Genomic DNA, 16211 nt, shown 5'->3' with positions numbered 1-16211 from the left:
TATATGGAATCAGCCTAATTTGTTAATGAAAATTATGTGTTTTCATAACTAAGGAGTTGGATAGATACGTGATTTCAAAAGTTAAGCTTACAGGGCGAGTGGTGTTTAAAGGTGACCCTGGATATGAAGTGGCTCGGAAGAACTGGGATCCGCATACGGACAGATTCCCTAAAGTTTTTGTGTTCGCTCAAAAAACACAGGATGTAGCCAATGCGATAAGATGGGCGCGCCAAAATAAGGTACCTATTCGGCCGAGAAGTGGGAGGCATGCCTTAGAGCCCAACCTTTCACAAGTCAATGGTGGCATTATCATCGACGTTAGCGAAATGAAGAGAATCAAGTTAAACAAAAAAAGCGGAACGGCCGTTGTTGAGACAGGTAATCGGGTAGGAAGAGTCGTGGATACGTTGGCTCGACAAGGTTTTATGGCCCCATTTGGTGACAGTCCAACGGTTGGGATTGGTGGAATAACACCTGGTGGAGGAATTGGTCCACTGCAAAGGACAACGGGTCTCATCAGTGATAATCTAATCGAGCTCGAAATGGTTGACGCTAAAGGGCGGATTATTCGGGCGAACAAAAAGCAAAATTCCGATCTTTTGTGGGCTACACGTGGCGGCGGAGGCGGTAACTTCGGTGTATACACTAAATATAAATTCAAAGTGCGGCGCTCTCCAGCCAAAGCTACTGTATTTAGTATCACATGGCCATGGGAACAGTTCGAAAAAGTCGTGAAGAAATGGCAAGTATGGGCGCCTAAGGCCAGTAACAAGCTGGGAAGTGAATTAAGTGTTGGTCCCAAAAAAGGCGGAAATGTTAGCATGCTAGGGGTATACCTCGGTTCGAAGAGTGAAGCCCTCCGTCAGTTGGAACCCATTCTTAGCGTAGGAACGCCTACTAAAAAAAGCATTCTGTACCTGCCATACAGGGCAGCCACGAAGTTTTTGCTAGCCCCAGATCCTGTGCTCACTCAAAGGTACAGCAACCAGTTTTCCAGTGGCTTTGGTAAACAGCCATTCCCGGATAAAGCCTTCAAAGTCATGCGTGAGTTTCTGGAAAATGCAGAGGGAGGTACACCAGCAGGTTTCTATTTCCTTAACTGGGGCGGAGCTATAAGTCGAGTCGCTCCTCAAGCAACTGCGTTTTATTGGCGAAAAGCTGAATTTTATGTGGAATGGAACAGCTCATGGGTGAAGCCATCGCGTGCAGCTAAAAATATTGCTTTGACTCGGAACACAAGAAAGAAATTGCAACCTTATATTGTAGGGTCCTACATTAACGTACCAGACCAAGGTATTAAAAATCCAGGGCCGACCTATTATGGCAAGAACTATGCCAGATTGAGAAAAGTAAAAGCGAAATATGATCCGAAAAATGTGTTTAATAACCCGCAAAGTATTCCACCTGCTAAATTAAAATAGGGTACGATTTCAAGCCGTTAATTCTGAGAAGAGTTAACGGTTTTTTGACCTTTCTAATCGTTGTATTTACTATTTATTGTAGAGTAAGATGAAAAAAATAATATTCATACTGCAACGGGGTTCAGCCTATTTATTTTAAGGAGGTAAAACATGGATTACACTTCGCCGATTGAAGCGGCGTTAAAGGTGAAGCGCCCTAAATATACCGCCATAGCGGCGGGGCGACGTCATACTATTGGTCTTAGATCGGACAGAACGGTGACGGCAGTGGGTGATAATAAAGTTGGCCAATGTGATGTAAGCGGCTGGCGCGATATTGTGGCGATAGCGGCTGGTAATGTTCATATGGCGACGAACACGGGTAATGCGCATACCATTGGCCTAACGTCTCAGGGCACTGTAGTGGCTGTGGGTTGGAATAAGCATGATCAATGCAATGTAGAGTACTGGCGCGATATTGTAGCAATTGCCGCAGGGTGGCGTCGTACCGTAGGGCTTAAATCGGATGGCACAGTGATTGCTGTGGGACGAAATAATGAAGGTGAATGCGATGTAAGCAGCTGGCGTGATATGGTGGCGGTAGCGGCGGGTGACTGGCATACCGTCGGACTTAAATCAGACGGAACGGTGACGATTGTAGGCAATAATCAGTATGGCCAGTGCGATGTAAGCGACTGGAGCGACATTGTGGAAGTAGCGGCAGGGTATCTTCATACCGTGGGGCTTACATCGGACGGTAAGGCGGTTGCCGTGGGTAGGAATAAACATGGCCAATGCGATATAAGCGACTGGCGTGATATTACGGCGATAGCGGTAGGAAGTAAACATACCATTGGCCTTAAATCGGACGGTACGGTGGTTGCCGTGGGTTGGAATAAGCACGATCAATGCAATGTAGGTGACTGGAGTGATATTGTGGCGATTGCTGCGGGTTGTGCTCATACTCTTGGCATTAAATCAGACGGTACGGTGGTGGCTGTGGGGGATAATGAATATGGTCAATGTGATGTAAGCAGTTGGTGTAGCTAATCTATTGTTGGTATTCATTTATATCCATAACAATATAGCATGCTCCTTCTTTTTTTGATAACATAGATTAGGCTCTGTTCAACCGAGTCTATAGTCGGTTGAACAGAGCCATCTTTTAATGAGTATGAGTAGACGGGGGAATTGAATTGAGACGGATTGCGGTATATTGTGGTGCAAGTAAAGGTAACAATGCCATTTACGAGAAAGCTGCCGTTCAGATAGGTAACTGGATTGTTGACCAGGAACATGAACTAGTCTATGGTGGCGGAAAAGCAGGATTAATGGGAGTGCTCGCTGATACTGTGATTCAACGTAGTGGTATTGTTTCTGGGGTTATTCCTACCTTTTTGCAAGCGAGAGAACTGGCCCATGAGCAGCTTAACAAAATCATTATTGTGTCCAATATGCATGAGAGTAAAGCTAAAATGATTGAACTTGCAGATTGCTATATTGCAATTCCAGGTGGACCGGGAACACTTGAAGAAATTACAGAGGTCATTTCGTGGGGGAGAATTGGGCAGCACGTCAATCCATGCATCTTCTACAATGTGAACGGTTATTATGATCTGATCGGCCAATTTTATGACAAGATGGTCGAAGAAGGTTTTTTAACGAAAACAGATAGACAAAAGATACTTGTTACAGATTCTTTAGACGAAATTAACACTTTTATAAGTACTTATGTACCGCCTGATATCCGTCAATATAATTAATGTTAATATCAGCGGCAACGAATGAGTAGAAGGTTCGAAGACGGCACGTTCCGGTTGGGACAAGCGGTTAGGGCTCCACTGAAAGTCGCTATTGTAGCGGCTTTTTTTGTTTTATCGGGATTTGTTACTAGAACCGGACGGCCTCGAGGGAATGGATAGTTGATCGGTATTGGAAATTTCACCAATGGAATGTGATTCTTTTATAAGTCGCAACTCCTTTAATATGATAATAGTTATCATTCTCATTTACGCGGTTCGACATTTGCTGTATACTGACAATGACTATGATACATAATGGCCAAAAGAAAAAGAAAAAGGAGAGATTTTGAATGTTTTTACCAGTAAAAAAAGGAGCAATCCTTTGTTTAATTACTGCACTTGTTTTTGTGCTTGCAGCTTGCTCCAGTAGTAATGGCAGCAGCAAAGATGCAAACATTAGCTCACAGGAAGCAGTGATGGATAGCGCTACGAATGCTTCAACAGATGAGCAAAAAACGGATACAGATGTTACAGGCGCAGCTCAAACAACGTACCCATTCGTTGTTTCAAACTATACAACTGAAAACGGCACCTGGGTGGCAAAGGAACAAACCTTTGATAAAGCACCTGAACGAGTGGTTGCCAATACACAAGGTGCAGCTGAGTTATTGATTCGTCTTGGTTTGACTGACAAGATTGTTGGAGTAGCAGCGCTGTTTGGCAATGTACCTGATGATATTGCTGAAGATTTCAAAAAAATTCCTGTGTTATCTGAAGGTTATGTAGGAAAAGAAGTAACCATAGGTGCTTCACCTGACCTGGTTATGGGGCGCGGGGGATTGTTTGAAGATGCTGATTGGGGCGTTGGCACTGTAAACAGTCTGAATGAGATGAGTATCAAAACATTTGTACAAAGTACCAGTGTTACTGATGCAAAATTAGATAATTTATATCAGGATATCACTGAGCTAGGTGAAATATTTAACGTACAAGCGAATGCAGCGGCATATATCGAACAGCTCAAAGCACGTGAGAAAGCGTTATCGGCTCGAGCAAGCGCTGAAACGATCAACTATGCATCTTTTTTTGATAATGGTGATGGAACCATTGGAGTGTACAACGGAAATGGAGACACATTTATTGAAAGTGCAATGTCATTAATCAATATGCATAATATGCTCATTAACGAAGAAGGCACGCTCAGTTTGGAGAAGCTAATCGAGATAAATCCAGATGCCATGATTATTTCGAAATATGCTGGCGGTATTGATCCAGAACAAACGATTGAAAAGCTGCTAGCCAACAAGCAATTGCAAAGTATTAACGCGATTAAAAACAAGAAAATTTATGTTATTGATTTCAACAACTTCTGGGGTTATGGGGATTCTATCTTCACAGGAGTTGAAGCACTCGCAGATGATCTGAATTTATAAGAGCAGATGCGCTCGCTTGATCACCAAGTATCTAATAAATATCATGTTTATTTTAACGGCAGAACAGTAAATTACTGGGCTGTCGTTTTCATTTGAGCTGCGACTCATTATAGGCTGTTGCATGTCCTTTCACGTTTAACCATGTTAAAATGGAGGGATAATTGGACATTAGGCATGGAAAGAAGGCAGGGAGCAATCAATGAAACCTAAACTTAATGATGTTGCAGATTTAGCAGGAGTTTCACCAACGACGGTTTCTCGTGTGCTCAATAATCGAGGCTATATTAGTGAGGAAACGAAGAATCGAGTCCATGACGCGATGCAGCAGCTGAATTATTTTCCAAATGATGTAGCTCGGTCATTATTTAGTAAACGAACCAATCTCATTGGATTAATCATACCAACAACAAGCAACCCCTTTTTTGGAGAGTTGACTTTTCATATTGAGAATATTTGTGCCTCATCAGGCTTCAAACTACTGATTTGTAATAGCTTGAATCAGCTGGATAAAGAAGAATCATATGTGGATATGCTTATGCGCAATCAAGTTGACGGCATTATCGTAGGGACACATAACCGAGGAATTGTGAATTATGATCAGAAAAATATTGCGGTCGTTGCGATTGATCGCTTCTTATCGGATACGATTCCTGTCGTAGGATCGGATAATTATATGGGCGGAAAAATGGCTTCTGAACTGCTTATTGAGAAGGGATGTAAGCACATCCTGCATATTAATGGACCAGTCGAATTGGAAACTCCGGCAAGCCTAAGAAGAAAAGCATACGAAGATGTTATGGAACAGCATGGTCGCGAGGCGATCACTTATGAAGTATATGATCCATTCCATCAACAGAATCACGATGAACCGATTGGGCGTTTGCTTGATGAACATCCCGAAGTAGATGGATTGTTTGCGAGTAATGACTTGGTGGCAGCGTCATTCATTGCTAAAGCAAAACAACGTGGCAAACGTGTTCCTGAAGATATTCGTGTAATTGGTTATGACGGAACAGAAACGACTCGTAACTTGCTTCCTGAATTAACAACGATTCAGCAACCTATACAGGAAATTGCGAGGTCTGCTGTAGAGCTAGTTATTAAAGAAATTGAAGGTGAATTCAGTAAGGTGCCGCGAGAAACTTATCTGCCTGTTAAACTTATTGAAGCTGGTACAGTGTAATATAATTTTCATAGCTACAATTACTTTGAATACAAGACGGATGGAGCTAACCTTAGGATGCTGGGACTAAGGGAAGCTCCTTTTTCTTTCGAAAATATGTCAAGCGGTTGACATATGAAACCGGTTGACATATAATCGATTTTGCAAGCGCATTAAAGTGCTTACATTCACATTAAATGTTCAACTTAGAGGAGCGTTCGATATGAGATATTCAAAGAGCATGTACTGGAAACTAAGCGCCTATTTCTTCTTTTTCTTCTTTACATGGTCAGCAAGTTATTCATTGTTCTCCATCTGGCTGGGGCAAGAAATCAGTCTGAATGGTGCTGAGACTGGTATTATCTTTACTGTAAACGCTATCTTTGCATTATGTATGCAACCGCTTTATGGCTATATCTCCGATAAGATCGGATTGAAAAAGCATATTTTATTTTTAATCAGCGGTTTGCTCTTACTCGTTGGTCCGTTCTACATCTTTATCTACGGACCTTTACTTCAGTACAATGTATTTCTTGGCGCAGTTGTAGGTGGACTATACTTGGGTGTTTCGTTCTTGGCCGGAATTGGGGCTATTGAATCTTATGTCGAGAAAGTCAGCCGTAAATATGACTTTGAATATGGTAAATCTCGTATGTGGGGCTCGCTAGGTTGGGCGGCAGCAACATTCTTTGCCGGTCAGTTCTTTAATATCAACCCGAACATTAACTTCTGGATTGCATCCGTATCTGCTATCGTTCTGTTTATTATCATGATGACAATCAAGGTCGAGATGACAGAGTCGGAAATGGAACGGGCTGAATCTATTAATTTTAAGCAAGTCGGTAATTTGTTTGCAGATAAGCATTTTTGGTTCTTCATTTTATATGTGCTCGGTGTTACGTGTATATACAATGTGTATGACCAGCAATTCCCGATTTACTTCTCATCGACATTCTCAAGCACTGCATTAGGCAATCAAGTGTACGGTTACTTAAATTCGTTCCAAGTGTTCCTGGAAGCAGGCATGATGTTCTTAGCACCGTTTATCGTAAACAAAACTGGAGCTAAGAAGGGTCTCATATTGGCAGGGTTCTTAATGGCATTCCGTATCATGGGCTCCGGCCTGGTTATTGGACCTTACGGTATTTCGGCTATGAAGTTGATTCATGCATTGGAACTGCCCATTATGCTAATCTCTGTATTCAAATATCTGGCTGCTAATTTCGACACGCGTCTGTCATCGATCTTGTATCTGGTAGGCTTCCAGTTTACGAGTCAGGTAGGAGCTTCGATCTTCTCACCAATCGCCGGTACGCTTTATGACATCAGAGGCTTCTCGAATACTTACGTGTTTATGGGTATATTCGTATTTGCCTTTACGACAATCTCAATCTTTACCTTAAAGAGAGATCCAAAAAATTTGAATAAGTTGGATCCTAAACCTAACTCGCATATTGAAACAGCATAGGAGGAAAATATATGAACACTTATCACAACAATACGAAGCAAGCTGAGGAAGTTTTGAAACAGGCAGAAGGAAAAATGAACAAGCGTTACCGCTTGGGGTATCATATTATGGCACCCGCAAACTGGATTAACGATCCAAATGGATTAATTCAGTATAAAGGCGAATACCACGCCTTCTATCAACATCATCCGTATGATGAGAACTGGGGACCCATGCACTGGGGGCACGTAAAAAGTAAAGATCTTGTGCATTGGGAGCATAGTCCGATTGCATTAGCTCCTGGAGATGCATGTGATCTGGATGGCTGCTTCTCAGGCAGCGCAGTAGATAATAACGGTGAACTGACATTGATCTATACTGGACATCACTACATTGATCAACCGAACAATATTTTCTTCCAAAATCAAAATGTTGCAGTAAGCACAGATGGTATTCATTTCACAAAATTACAACAGAATCCCGTGATTGCTGAGCCTCCGGCTGATAGCTCCCAGCATTTCCGTGATCCGAAGGTATGGAAGCATGAGGATACATGGTACATGATCCTGGGTAACAGCACCAAAGAAGATATACCGCGTGTTATTCTGTATTCATCTCCCGATCTTAGAGCTTGGAGCTATCAAGGTGTGCTTCTGCAGGGAGACAAAGATATGGGCTTCATGTGGGAGTGCCCGGATTTCTTTGAACTAGGCGGCAAGTATGTATTTATGTTCTCTCCTCAAGGCATTGATGCGGAAGGAGATCAGTACAATAATTTATTCCAGACCGGGTACTATGTTGGGGAATATGATTATGAAAAAAATGAATACAAGCATGGGGAGTTCATTGAGCTTGATAATGGTCATGACTTCTACGCGGTTCAAACTTTCTTAGATGATCAAGGTCGCCGGATTGCGATTGGCTGGATGGATATGTGGGAAGCAGATATGCCAACAAAAGCAGACGGTTGGTGCGGTGCGCTCACGATTCCACGTGTGCTTACATTGGGTGAGAATGACAAGGTACTGATGAATCCAGTAGACGAAATGAAGCTGCTTCGTCAAAGTGAACATGTTGTGTATCATGATCACGTGATTTCTGGAAGTTCCTTGACGGAGGTTGAAGCGGATCTGCTAGAAGTGAAGGTTGTGTTCGACCTGACGAAGACAAGTGCGGAACGGGTAGGCTTGAAGCTTCGCGGTACAGGTCATGAGGAAACGGTGATCACTTTTTCCATTCCGGATCAGAAGCTTGTGCTTGATTGTTCCAAAACGGGGAAGAAGACGGATGGCGTTCGTCGTGCAGCCTTAAAAGCTGAGGGACAGCTGACATTACATGTATTTCTGGATCGTTCATCCATTGAAATGTTTGCAAATGAAGGGCAAGCTACGATGACAAGTCGTATCTACCCAAGTGAGAAGCTCTTAGGTATTGAGCTCATCACTGAGGGCGGAGAGGCTCAAGTGAAAGAGTTGTCATATTGGAAGCTGAACGATATCTGGCAAGCTAAATAAAGAGGAAAAAGACTGTTTTCTGAGCAATTACATTGACTCGGAAATAGTCTTTTTTTGTTGAGTAGATACGGATACGGAAAGAATTCGCTTCGTATTCGGGAAGGGGAGGGCTTGGCTGCATTAATGCTTATAAAGAATGTTTTTATTGGCAGATGACCCGGATCATTGCGTTGCATCTTTCATATCGGCCACTTTTATCACGGGATATGTTTTAACTGCACGGTCCAGTGTCTGCTTCTCCATCAGTTTTCCATCCAAGACAACGGCGGAGTTGCTTGTCGTATTTCGGATATCCTCTAACGGGTTCTTGTCCAGCAGTACGAGATCGGCCAGTTTTCCTTTTTCTACGGTACCCAGTTCCTGCTCTCTTTCCAAATATCGTGCCGGATTCAACGTTGCTGTCTGCAAGGCCTGGAGTGGGGGGAGGCCGCTTTTAACTAACATTTCAAGTTCATCATGTAAGGAAACGCCGTATATAAAGTTGGTCATTTCGAAACTGGAATCGGTACCTGCAAGCATAGGCACGCCAGCATCATTCAACTTTTTGACCATGCCTGGCGTGGTGGAATTAATGGCCGTCATCAATTCCGTTTGTTCGGGAGGCGTGGCGCGAATCACTTCAGCCCATTGCTTCTGCACGGCAGTCGGGACATATTTGGAACGCGAATCGATTTCGGTTTTGGCCATATTCAAATAGGTAACCATTGTCGGTACAGGCCAGACACCTTTTTCTTTGAACTTGCGGAATAGTTTGCTGGCCTTGACGGAATCGTAGGATTCAGAGGCCTCGATTTCTGCCAGTGAATAACCGAGCAAATCGCTCATGTCGGCATTTTTAAAAAGTTCATCCTCGATGCTCGAAGTGGCAATAAACAACCCGTGTAGGTGTTCTATGCTCTTAAATCCCAGTTGAATGGCTTCGCTGGCTCGTACCTCTACCGGTAAATGTCCGACCACTGGCAAACCGTACTTTTGGGCTTCATCCAAGACCGCCAAGAACAGAGGACGTGGCAACCAAGAGTATACCTTGATATGATCCGCGCCTTTTGCCACATTGAGACGTACGGCATCTCGTGCCTGTTCCTCTGTACTCAAGTAGAACATGTGGGGAGCCTCGTCAGCGGGACCTCCATTCAGGGTCGAACCCGCATAGACAAGACGTGGGGCAGGCATACCGGCTTGAATGCTCGTTTTCCATATATCGAGGTTTGTCAGTGCCGCGCCCATCTCCCTTACTCCGGTTACACCATTAGCCAGAAAGAGCGGGAAGGCGTCTTTATAGTTATCTTCCAGATGGACGTGCATGTCCCACAAACCGGGTATAACGTATTGGCCCTTAGCATCCCGTACTTACGCGTAATCGGGGATGGCCGTTTGACTGCTGTTTCCAATATAACTGATCTTATTATCCTTAATGATAATCGTCTGATCGCTAGTTAACTTTCCGGACTTTACATCCACAATCGTCGCATGCTCAAGCACCAACGTTTGCCTCGCCGCAGGCTCGATACTCGCATAACCGGTACCTGTACCGCCTGCTAATGCAATCCATAATGCCATGAACCCTACTATGTACTTCCTGAAGCTGCGAATTTCCATCGTTAAACTCATTGTTGTCCTCCTCATAGAAATGAATGATATCAACCGATATATCTTCATTCTAGAGTGTAAATCCTGATTTTCTATTAATTAATTCTTACAAAAAGCTTACAGTTGAAAGGGAGGAGGAAGCAGTAGCCTTTTTTATTTTTAGCCTTGTCAAATTAACAAATCCTGAATAATCTAACACATACCACAAAAGAGGGGGAAGAAACATGAGCGAAGTTGGATATGGAAATGTAGGCGGACTTGGTGGAGGATATGGTGGCTTCACGTCCATTGGTGCAATTCTGGTATTGTTTATTCTGTTGGTTATCATCTCCAAAGCTTTCTTGGTTTAATACTAGCTTTTGAATTTCCGCTAGCTTTCGCTGGCGGTTTTTTTTTGTTATATAAAGATCAATAAAAAACAATTTTAATAGGGAACTTTGTGTCATGATTAACTGACATAAAGTTCCCTACTATGATCCTACATTTCTCGCTTATACTACGGTGATCGTTCCATAATACATGTACATGCCACAATTAAAGTTGTACGTTCCAGGTTTCAGATCTTTTAGGGTAATGAAGTTATCTCCTTTTTCAAGATACACATCTATTCCTAAATCTTTAGACTGAACGCTTCTTATACATGTATAACCTGTATGTTTTATAAAATTTATTTTTGTTGGAACGCCAGCTTTTACTTCAATATTTTCTTGACTGAAACCATCTGATTTTACATCGACAGAAACAATCTGATATCCCGAATTTTCTTGAATAGAATTGGCTTGCTCACTCTGAGATTCTTGTGATTTAATTGCCGATGTATCATTCGGTTGATATTGGTAAAATAACGTTGCACCCACAGCTATAATTCCAAAAGCTACAGTAAGTATACCTCCAATAAACGGCATACCAATCCCACTTTTATTTGTTTTATCGCTAGTATCCGTTTCTTGATTCGACAATTGAAGAGCTACGCTCAAAATAAAAATGAATAGGATGTCAACAAATATCATCATGATATAGGAAGGACCAATCATTACCCCGAGCATTGCTCCCATCATGCCACCCATAATTCCTGCCAACATTCCATCCAAAGCTGCCAATATACTGATAGGTTTGCCTGTGAAATATCCAGCTCCTAAGCCGAACAATATAGCGGCAATTGATGGGACTGTTAAATCACGTGGAAACACAATGCCTAATTGTACACCAAGTACAAGGCTGGACATCATGCCAATGGTCATAGCGATCATCATGCCAGGCATACCTGTAAGTTTTTCTTTTCGCTTATACGTTTTAAGAACAATGAATGCTGTAAACAGAACGACCATAACTATACTTAATATCGCTAATAACACAATCTTATTCCTCCTAATATCCTTACAGTAATGATGGTAGGTATCTACTCATTAACATTACGATCAAGATCATTCATCGTTTAGTTCTTAGTTCGAGCATGGTCTAACCTAAATATAAGTTTCAATCTATATCAAAAAAATCAAGTGTCATTTTGGCCATTTCTTCTTTTGACTCCGTACAACCGCGTATTATCCACTTTTTCAATATACTCCATAACCCCGCAGCCACCATCGTTCTCATATAATCTTTTTCTATTTCGCTCTGGTACTCACGCTTAGTACCTATGATATGCTCCATCGCTTCCAAGTAAAGAACGTATTGGTCGTTAAGAAGTCCAAATAATTGATTTTCGATTAAAATGTGAAGAAAAACTTTATGTTTCTCCCAAAATGTGAAATAGGCAAGGGGCATTTCATGAGGCCCTAAGTTTTGATCACTAATATATTCAAAAAAATCCTGAAACATTAAATCAATGATTTCGACGAGTACAGATTCCTTGGATGTGAAGTTGCGGTAAAAGGTTTTTCTAACTAGTCCGGCTTTATCACACATCTCTGTAATCGTGATTGCGCTATAGGGTTTTTCCTGTAAAAGTTCAATTAAAGCATCACATAACCATCTCTTTGATCGTTGAGCAATAGGATTAACGCGAGTAGACATGTCACAAATCACCTCTAATGTGTAACCTCTGTCACACGTATTGACTGCTTTATAGACATCCAATTATAATCGAACCCAACAAGTTACACAAGTGTGACACTAATGGGATGCGGAGGAATTTAGGATGAACAAGTTAGTGACTTTAGCACATACCAATGAAGATTACAAAAGATTAGGGATTACGAAAGAACCTGCCAATTGGGAAGATGGTATGAGAACAGATGGTCAAGCAGGTAGTTATGAGTGGTGGTATTTTGACGCCGAATTTACAGATGGAACTAAGATTGTTGTCGTGTTTTACACGAAGTATGAGTTCGACCTCAAAGGTGAAGCATGCCCAACAATAAGGTTTGATCTGACGATGCCGGATGGTAGAAACATTTCGAAAAAACTATCCGAAGAGAAAGGTAGTACGATCCGCGCTTCCAAAGAAACATGTGATGTGAAAATTGATAGAAGTAGTATCCAATACTCCAATGGGGATTATATAATCCATTTCGTTGACGATGACATTGAATATCGCTGTACCATGAGATCTATCGTGCCCATGTGGAGACCTAAAACAGGACATATATTTTTTGGAGAAAAACAAAAGGACTTCTTCGCATGGTTCGTTGCCCAGCCTTCTGCCGATCTGGAGGCCGTACTTACTGTAAATGGACAACGTCGTGAATTAGTTGGTAATGGATATCACGATCATAATTGGGGAAACGCAGAAATGAACAAACTCATCAACCATTGGTACTGGTGCCGTGCAAATATTGGACCTTATACCGTGATATCTTGCGATATCATTGCGGAGAAAAAGTATGGTTATACACGCATGCCTATCATCATGATTGCTAGAGACGGTGTGATTCTGGAAGATCGTGAGGAGAACACGAGGATAGAACGAATGGATACGATTAAGCATCCCTTTACGAAGAAATTCATGGATAACCAATTGAAGTTTATTCAGTCCTCTGGCAATAACACTTCTTATCAAATTGAGTACCATCGGGAAGCGGATATCGTTGCAAGTTCTTTATTGGAGGGCATGAAGCTTTCTTTACCGATGCGTGTGGCTGTAAAAGTCTTGAAAATAAATCCAACGTACGTTCGTAGTATAGGGACAGTTAAGTTGACCGTCAATGAGAATGGGAAGCAAGAGGTACATCAGCAGGAAGGTCTCTGGGAACAGATGTTCTTTAGTAACATCAAAGACGCTATTATTTGTGAATAACAGGAGGAAAAGAGTTCTATGAAAGTGCTTATTATATTTGACCATCCTTACACAGCTAATTCTTCTGAGAATGTTCCTCATCATAGAAGCTATTCAGCAGCATTATTGGCTTCAGTTATCAAAGGTCTACAATCCAGTGGACACAACGTAGATCTCATTGACTTGCACGCAGATGGATTTAATCCTGTGATGTCAGGGGAAGAACTTTCGGCGTGGAGACAAAAGAAAACCCTCGATCCTCTGGTAAAAGATTATCAAAAAAGATTGCTTGCAGCGGATCACATAATCTTTATTTTCCCAATATGGTGGGAATCGATGCCTGCATCAACGAAAGGCTTTTTGGATAAAGTGTTTGCCAAAGGAATCATTTATGAGGAACCTAAAAAAGGTAGGCCCTTTGTTAGCCAGTTAAAAAAGCTTAAGGGAGTATCGCTATTAACAGTAATGGCCACTCCAGGGTTCTTATATAGATGGATATTTGGTAATCCCATAACTAAAATACTATTTCGTGGTACATTTCGGAAAATGGGGTTTCACAAGTTGAAATGGTATAACTATGCTGGTATGGATGGTCGTACACTAGAAGTTAGAACGAAAGCATTAGAAAAAACAGAGAAGCGCTTTGCATCATTCTAGTCGATAACTCAAAATTTATTTGCAAATTGCAAGTAATTCGGTTATAATGATGACCAAGAGGTGATCATGTTGTCAGATATTCAAATTCAAAATCCCAGGGAGCCACTACAAATCATGGTCCGTCGTTTTGGTTTACTGGATAAAAATTGTTGCACGGTTGGAGAGCATGAAATATCGCTGGTTCAGAGCCATATCCTATACGAAATTGAGCATCAACATGAGCCGTCCATGCAACAAATTGCCGAAACGCTCGCCATGGATATCACAACCTTCAGTCGTCAAGTGCAGACACTGATTAAGAAAAATTTGGTTCAAAAAACACCGCTGCCTGAGGATCGGAGAGTATACATTCTCAGTTTGACAGACGAAGGAGAATTTGTAACAACGGCTATAGATCATCGGATGAATACTCATCTGGATGAGGTTTTTTCTTTCATGACGGATACGGAAAAGGAGACCGTCATTCAATCCATTAAACTGCTCAATGAGAGCATGCTAAAATCGAAAATGTGTTGTACGCCGCTGGGGTAATGGGCTTCATTACCCCGTTACATTGCTCAAACACTTGCAAAATGCAAGTATATTTAAACATACTGGAGGTACATTGATATGAAAAACGTTGAATTCAAACAAGTTGATTCTTGCTGTGCTCTCACTTTAGAGAAAAAGAAGGTTTCCCCTTCGGAATCTTTAAACCAAGGAGAGTTAACCCATTTACCTGTTGTTATCATTGGTGCAGGTCCTATTGGTTTGGCTGCAGCAGCTCATCTGATTGAAGCGGGCCAATCGTTTATTATTCTTGAGGCGGGGACTAAAGTAGGTGAGAATATCTCCCAATGGGGCCATGTTCGTCTGTTCTCACCATGGCAGTATAACGTAGATAAAGCGGCTGGACGATTGTTATCCAAGAAGGGATGGATTGCCCCTGCTCCAGATGATTTACCGACAGGGCATGAACTGCGAGATCTGTATTTGCTCCCGCTCGCAGAACTTCCGGAGATTCAGTCCAATCTTCATTTAAATTCAAGTGTTGTGGGGATCAGTCGCAAAAATATAGATAAAATGAAAACAGCGAACCGAGAAAAACAACCCTTTATGATCTACGTTGAAGAAGAGGGTAAGGCCAAGCGGTATGAGGCGAGAGCTATCATTGATGCTTCAGGAACTTGGGGGCATGCTAACCCTGTACTCGCCAGCGGCGTGTTGACTCCTGGGGAACAAGCTCTTCGTAACCAAATATTTTATGGCATTCCGGATGTGTTTGGAGTAGATCGAGAGCGCTACACAGATAGACATATCGCAGTAGTAGGAAGCGGACACTCAGCCTTGAATACATTACTTGATCTTGCCAAGCTTCAAGAATTAAATTCCGGTATGACACTGACTTGGATTATGAGAAAAGATCACGTGGAGGAAGCATATGGCGGAGAAGCGAGTGATCAGCTCGAAGCACGAGGAGAACTGGGACGTCGTATTCATGAACTGGTGGATTCCGGAAAAATTACTGTTGTTACACCGTTTCATATTCAGGAACTGAAGCAGGATGGGAAGCAGATTATCATAAGCGGAGAGCAACATGGTTTGATACAGGTGATAGCACATATTGATGAGATCATCGTAAATGCCGGAAGTCGGCCTGACTTGTCCTTCCTCAGGGAGCTACGGCTGAGTATCGACCCGACCACAGAAAGTGTGGCAACCCTTGCTCCGTTAATCGATCCGAATGTTCATAGTTGCGGCACTGTTCGTCCTCATGGGGAGAAGGAATTGCGTCATATGGAACAAGGATTGTATATTGTTGGGATGAAAAGTTATGGGCGTGCGCCAACCTTCCTGATGGCTACCGGATATGAACAAGTTCGTTCGGTGGTTGCTTTTCTGGCAGGTGACCTGGATGCAGCTACAAAAGTAGAACTGGATCTACCTGAAACGGGTGTATGCAGTCTGAAACGTCCAAAAGTACAGGTAGCCGAGCAAACAAGTGATTGTAGTTCATCTTGTTCCAATTAATATAGAATAGGTCTGATGAACCTGAAAGTGTTGGTTCAA

At 42.2% G+C, this 16211-nt stretch carries 16 protein-coding genes; 12 read left to right on the top strand and 4 right to left on the bottom strand.

Annotated elements, in window-relative coordinates; all coding sequences use genetic code 11:
• Window positions 1-71 precede the first annotated feature (71 nt).
• The 7 genes from AC3ITG_RS18315 (at window position 72) to AC3ITG_RS18285 (ending at window position 8698) form a co-directional block, all read left to right on the top strand.
• Entirely contained in the window at window positions 72-1421 is a 1350-nt protein-coding gene (locus tag AC3ITG_RS18315; protein WP_489254492.1) for an FAD-binding oxidoreductase, read from the top strand.
• Between the two features lie 150 nt (window positions 1422-1571).
• Window positions 1572-2450 carry an RCC1 domain-containing protein gene (locus AC3ITG_RS18310; protein ID WP_489250928.1) on the top strand — a complete coding sequence of 293 codons (879 nt, stop codon included), beginning with the start codon at window positions 1572-1574 and terminating at the stop codon, window positions 2448-2450.
• 146 nt (window positions 2451-2596) lie between these two features.
• Window positions 2597-3163 (top strand): LOG family protein, encoded by a 567-nt coding sequence (locus AC3ITG_RS18305; protein ID WP_489250927.1) that lies wholly within the window; start codon window positions 2597-2599, stop codon window positions 3161-3163.
• Between the two features lie 329 nt (window positions 3164-3492).
• Window positions 3493-4575 (top strand): ABC transporter substrate-binding protein, encoded by a 1083-nt coding sequence (locus AC3ITG_RS18300; RefSeq protein WP_489250926.1) that lies wholly within the window; start codon window positions 3493-3495, stop codon window positions 4573-4575.
• Window positions 4576-4774: 199 nt separating this feature from the next.
• The gene (locus AC3ITG_RS18295) at window positions 4775-5758 is read left to right on the top strand and encodes a LacI family DNA-binding transcriptional regulator (protein ID WP_413371921.1); all 984 of its coding nucleotides are present in this window, start codon (window positions 4775-4777) and stop codon (window positions 5756-5758) included.
• A 202-nt stretch (window positions 5759-5960) separates the two neighbouring features.
• Complete coding sequence (locus AC3ITG_RS18290) at window positions 5961-7205, top strand: MFS transporter (RefSeq protein WP_489250925.1); 1245 nt, start codon at window positions 5961-5963, stop codon at window positions 7203-7205.
• 11 nt (window positions 7206-7216) lie between these two features.
• Complete coding sequence (locus AC3ITG_RS18285; protein ID WP_489250924.1) at window positions 7217-8698, top strand: glycoside hydrolase family 32 protein; 1482 nt, start codon at window positions 7217-7219, stop codon at window positions 8696-8698.
• A gap of 162 nt (window positions 8699-8860) precedes the next feature.
• On the opposite strand, the gene AC3ITG_RS18280 is transcribed toward AC3ITG_RS18285, so the two are convergent.
• The gene (locus AC3ITG_RS18280) at window positions 8861-10021 is read right to left on the bottom strand and encodes an amidohydrolase family protein (protein WP_489254491.1); all 1161 of its coding nucleotides are present in this window, start codon (window positions 10019-10021) and stop codon (window positions 8861-8863) included.
• A 27-nt stretch (window positions 10022-10048) separates the two neighbouring features.
• Window positions 10049-10309 (bottom strand): hypothetical protein, encoded by a 261-nt coding sequence (locus AC3ITG_RS18275; RefSeq protein ID WP_489250923.1) that lies wholly within the window; start codon window positions 10307-10309, stop codon window positions 10049-10051.
• A gap of 203 nt (window positions 10310-10512) precedes the next feature.
• Between AC3ITG_RS18275 and AC3ITG_RS18270 the strand changes: the two genes are divergently transcribed.
• A complete protein-coding gene (locus tag AC3ITG_RS18270; protein WP_413371916.1) occupies window positions 10513-10638 on the top strand; it encodes a YjcZ family sporulation protein in 126 nt (41 codons plus the stop codon).
• A gap of 141 nt (window positions 10639-10779) precedes the next feature.
• Here the strand turns inward: AC3ITG_RS18270 and AC3ITG_RS18265 are convergent, their stop codons facing one another.
• Both AC3ITG_RS18265 and AC3ITG_RS18260 read right to left on the bottom strand, forming a co-directional pair.
• Entirely contained in the window at window positions 10780-11643 is an 864-nt protein-coding gene (locus AC3ITG_RS18265) for a cupredoxin domain-containing protein (protein ID WP_489250922.1), read from the bottom strand.
• Between the two features lie 121 nt (window positions 11644-11764).
• Window positions 11765-12304: a TetR/AcrR family transcriptional regulator gene (locus AC3ITG_RS18260; RefSeq protein ID WP_489250921.1), complete on the bottom strand. Its 540-nt coding sequence runs from the start codon at window positions 12302-12304 to the stop codon at window positions 11765-11767.
• 124 nt (window positions 12305-12428) lie between these two features.
• On the opposite strand from AC3ITG_RS18260, the gene AC3ITG_RS18255 reads away from it, so the two are divergent.
• From AC3ITG_RS18255 to AC3ITG_RS18240, 4 genes are all read left to right on the top strand, one after another.
• Window positions 12429-13526 (top strand): hypothetical protein, encoded by a 1098-nt coding sequence (locus AC3ITG_RS18255; protein WP_413371912.1) that lies wholly within the window; start codon window positions 12429-12431, stop codon window positions 13524-13526.
• 18 nt (window positions 13527-13544) lie between these two features.
• Window positions 13545-14162: an NAD(P)H-dependent oxidoreductase gene (locus AC3ITG_RS18250; protein ID WP_489250920.1), complete on the top strand. Its 618-nt coding sequence runs from the start codon at window positions 13545-13547 to the stop codon at window positions 14160-14162.
• Window positions 14163-14246: 84 nt separating this feature from the next.
• Entirely contained in the window at window positions 14247-14693 is a 447-nt protein-coding gene (locus AC3ITG_RS18245; RefSeq protein ID WP_064640808.1) for a MarR family winged helix-turn-helix transcriptional regulator, read from the top strand.
• Between the two features lie 78 nt (window positions 14694-14771).
• Window positions 14772-16172 carry an NAD(P)-binding domain-containing protein gene (locus tag AC3ITG_RS18240; RefSeq protein WP_489250919.1) on the top strand — a complete coding sequence of 467 codons (1401 nt, stop codon included), beginning with the start codon at window positions 14772-14774 and terminating at the stop codon, window positions 16170-16172.
• The last annotated feature ends 39 nt before the right edge of the window (window positions 16173-16211 follow it).

Source organism: Paenibacillus sp. GL_099_B, from assembly GCF_057835695.1.
The sequence above is the reverse complement of the archived record's forward strand: the minus strand, read 5'-3'. Positions and strand labels throughout refer to the sequence as shown.

Excerpts from the sequence above, each read along its gene's own strand:
- AC3ITG_RS18310 (WP_489250928.1), top strand. The coding sequence starts at position 1,572 with ATGGATTACACTTCGCCGATTGAAGCGGCGTTAAAGGTGAAGCGCCCT.
- AC3ITG_RS18300 (WP_489250926.1), top strand. The coding sequence starts at position 3,493 with ATGTTTTTACCAGTAAAAAAAGGAGCAATCCTTTGTTTAATTACTGCA.
- AC3ITG_RS18295 (WP_413371921.1), top strand. The coding sequence starts at position 4,775 with ATGAAACCTAAACTTAATGATGTTGCAGATTTAGCAGGAGTTTCACCA.
- AC3ITG_RS18290 (WP_489250925.1), top strand. The coding sequence starts at position 5,961 with ATGAGATATTCAAAGAGCATGTACTGGAAACTAAGCGCCTATTTCTTC.
- AC3ITG_RS18285 (WP_489250924.1), top strand. The coding sequence starts at position 7,217 with ATGAACACTTATCACAACAATACGAAGCAAGCTGAGGAAGTTTTGAAA.
- AC3ITG_RS18275 (WP_489250923.1), bottom strand. The coding sequence starts at position 10,309 with ATGAGTTTAACGATGGAAATTCGCAGCTTCAGGAAGTACATAGTAGGG.
- AC3ITG_RS18270 (WP_413371916.1), top strand. The coding sequence starts at position 10,513 with ATGAGCGAAGTTGGATATGGAAATGTAGGCGGACTTGGTGGAGGATAT.
- AC3ITG_RS18260 (WP_489250921.1), bottom strand. The coding sequence starts at position 12,304 with ATGTCTACTCGCGTTAATCCTATTGCTCAACGATCAAAGAGATGGTTA.
- AC3ITG_RS18255 (WP_413371912.1), top strand. The coding sequence starts at position 12,429 with ATGAACAAGTTAGTGACTTTAGCACATACCAATGAAGATTACAAAAGA.
- AC3ITG_RS18250 (WP_489250920.1), top strand. The coding sequence starts at position 13,545 with ATGAAAGTGCTTATTATATTTGACCATCCTTACACAGCTAATTCTTCT.
- AC3ITG_RS18240 (WP_489250919.1), top strand. The coding sequence starts at position 14,772 with ATGAAAAACGTTGAATTCAAACAAGTTGATTCTTGCTGTGCTCTCACT.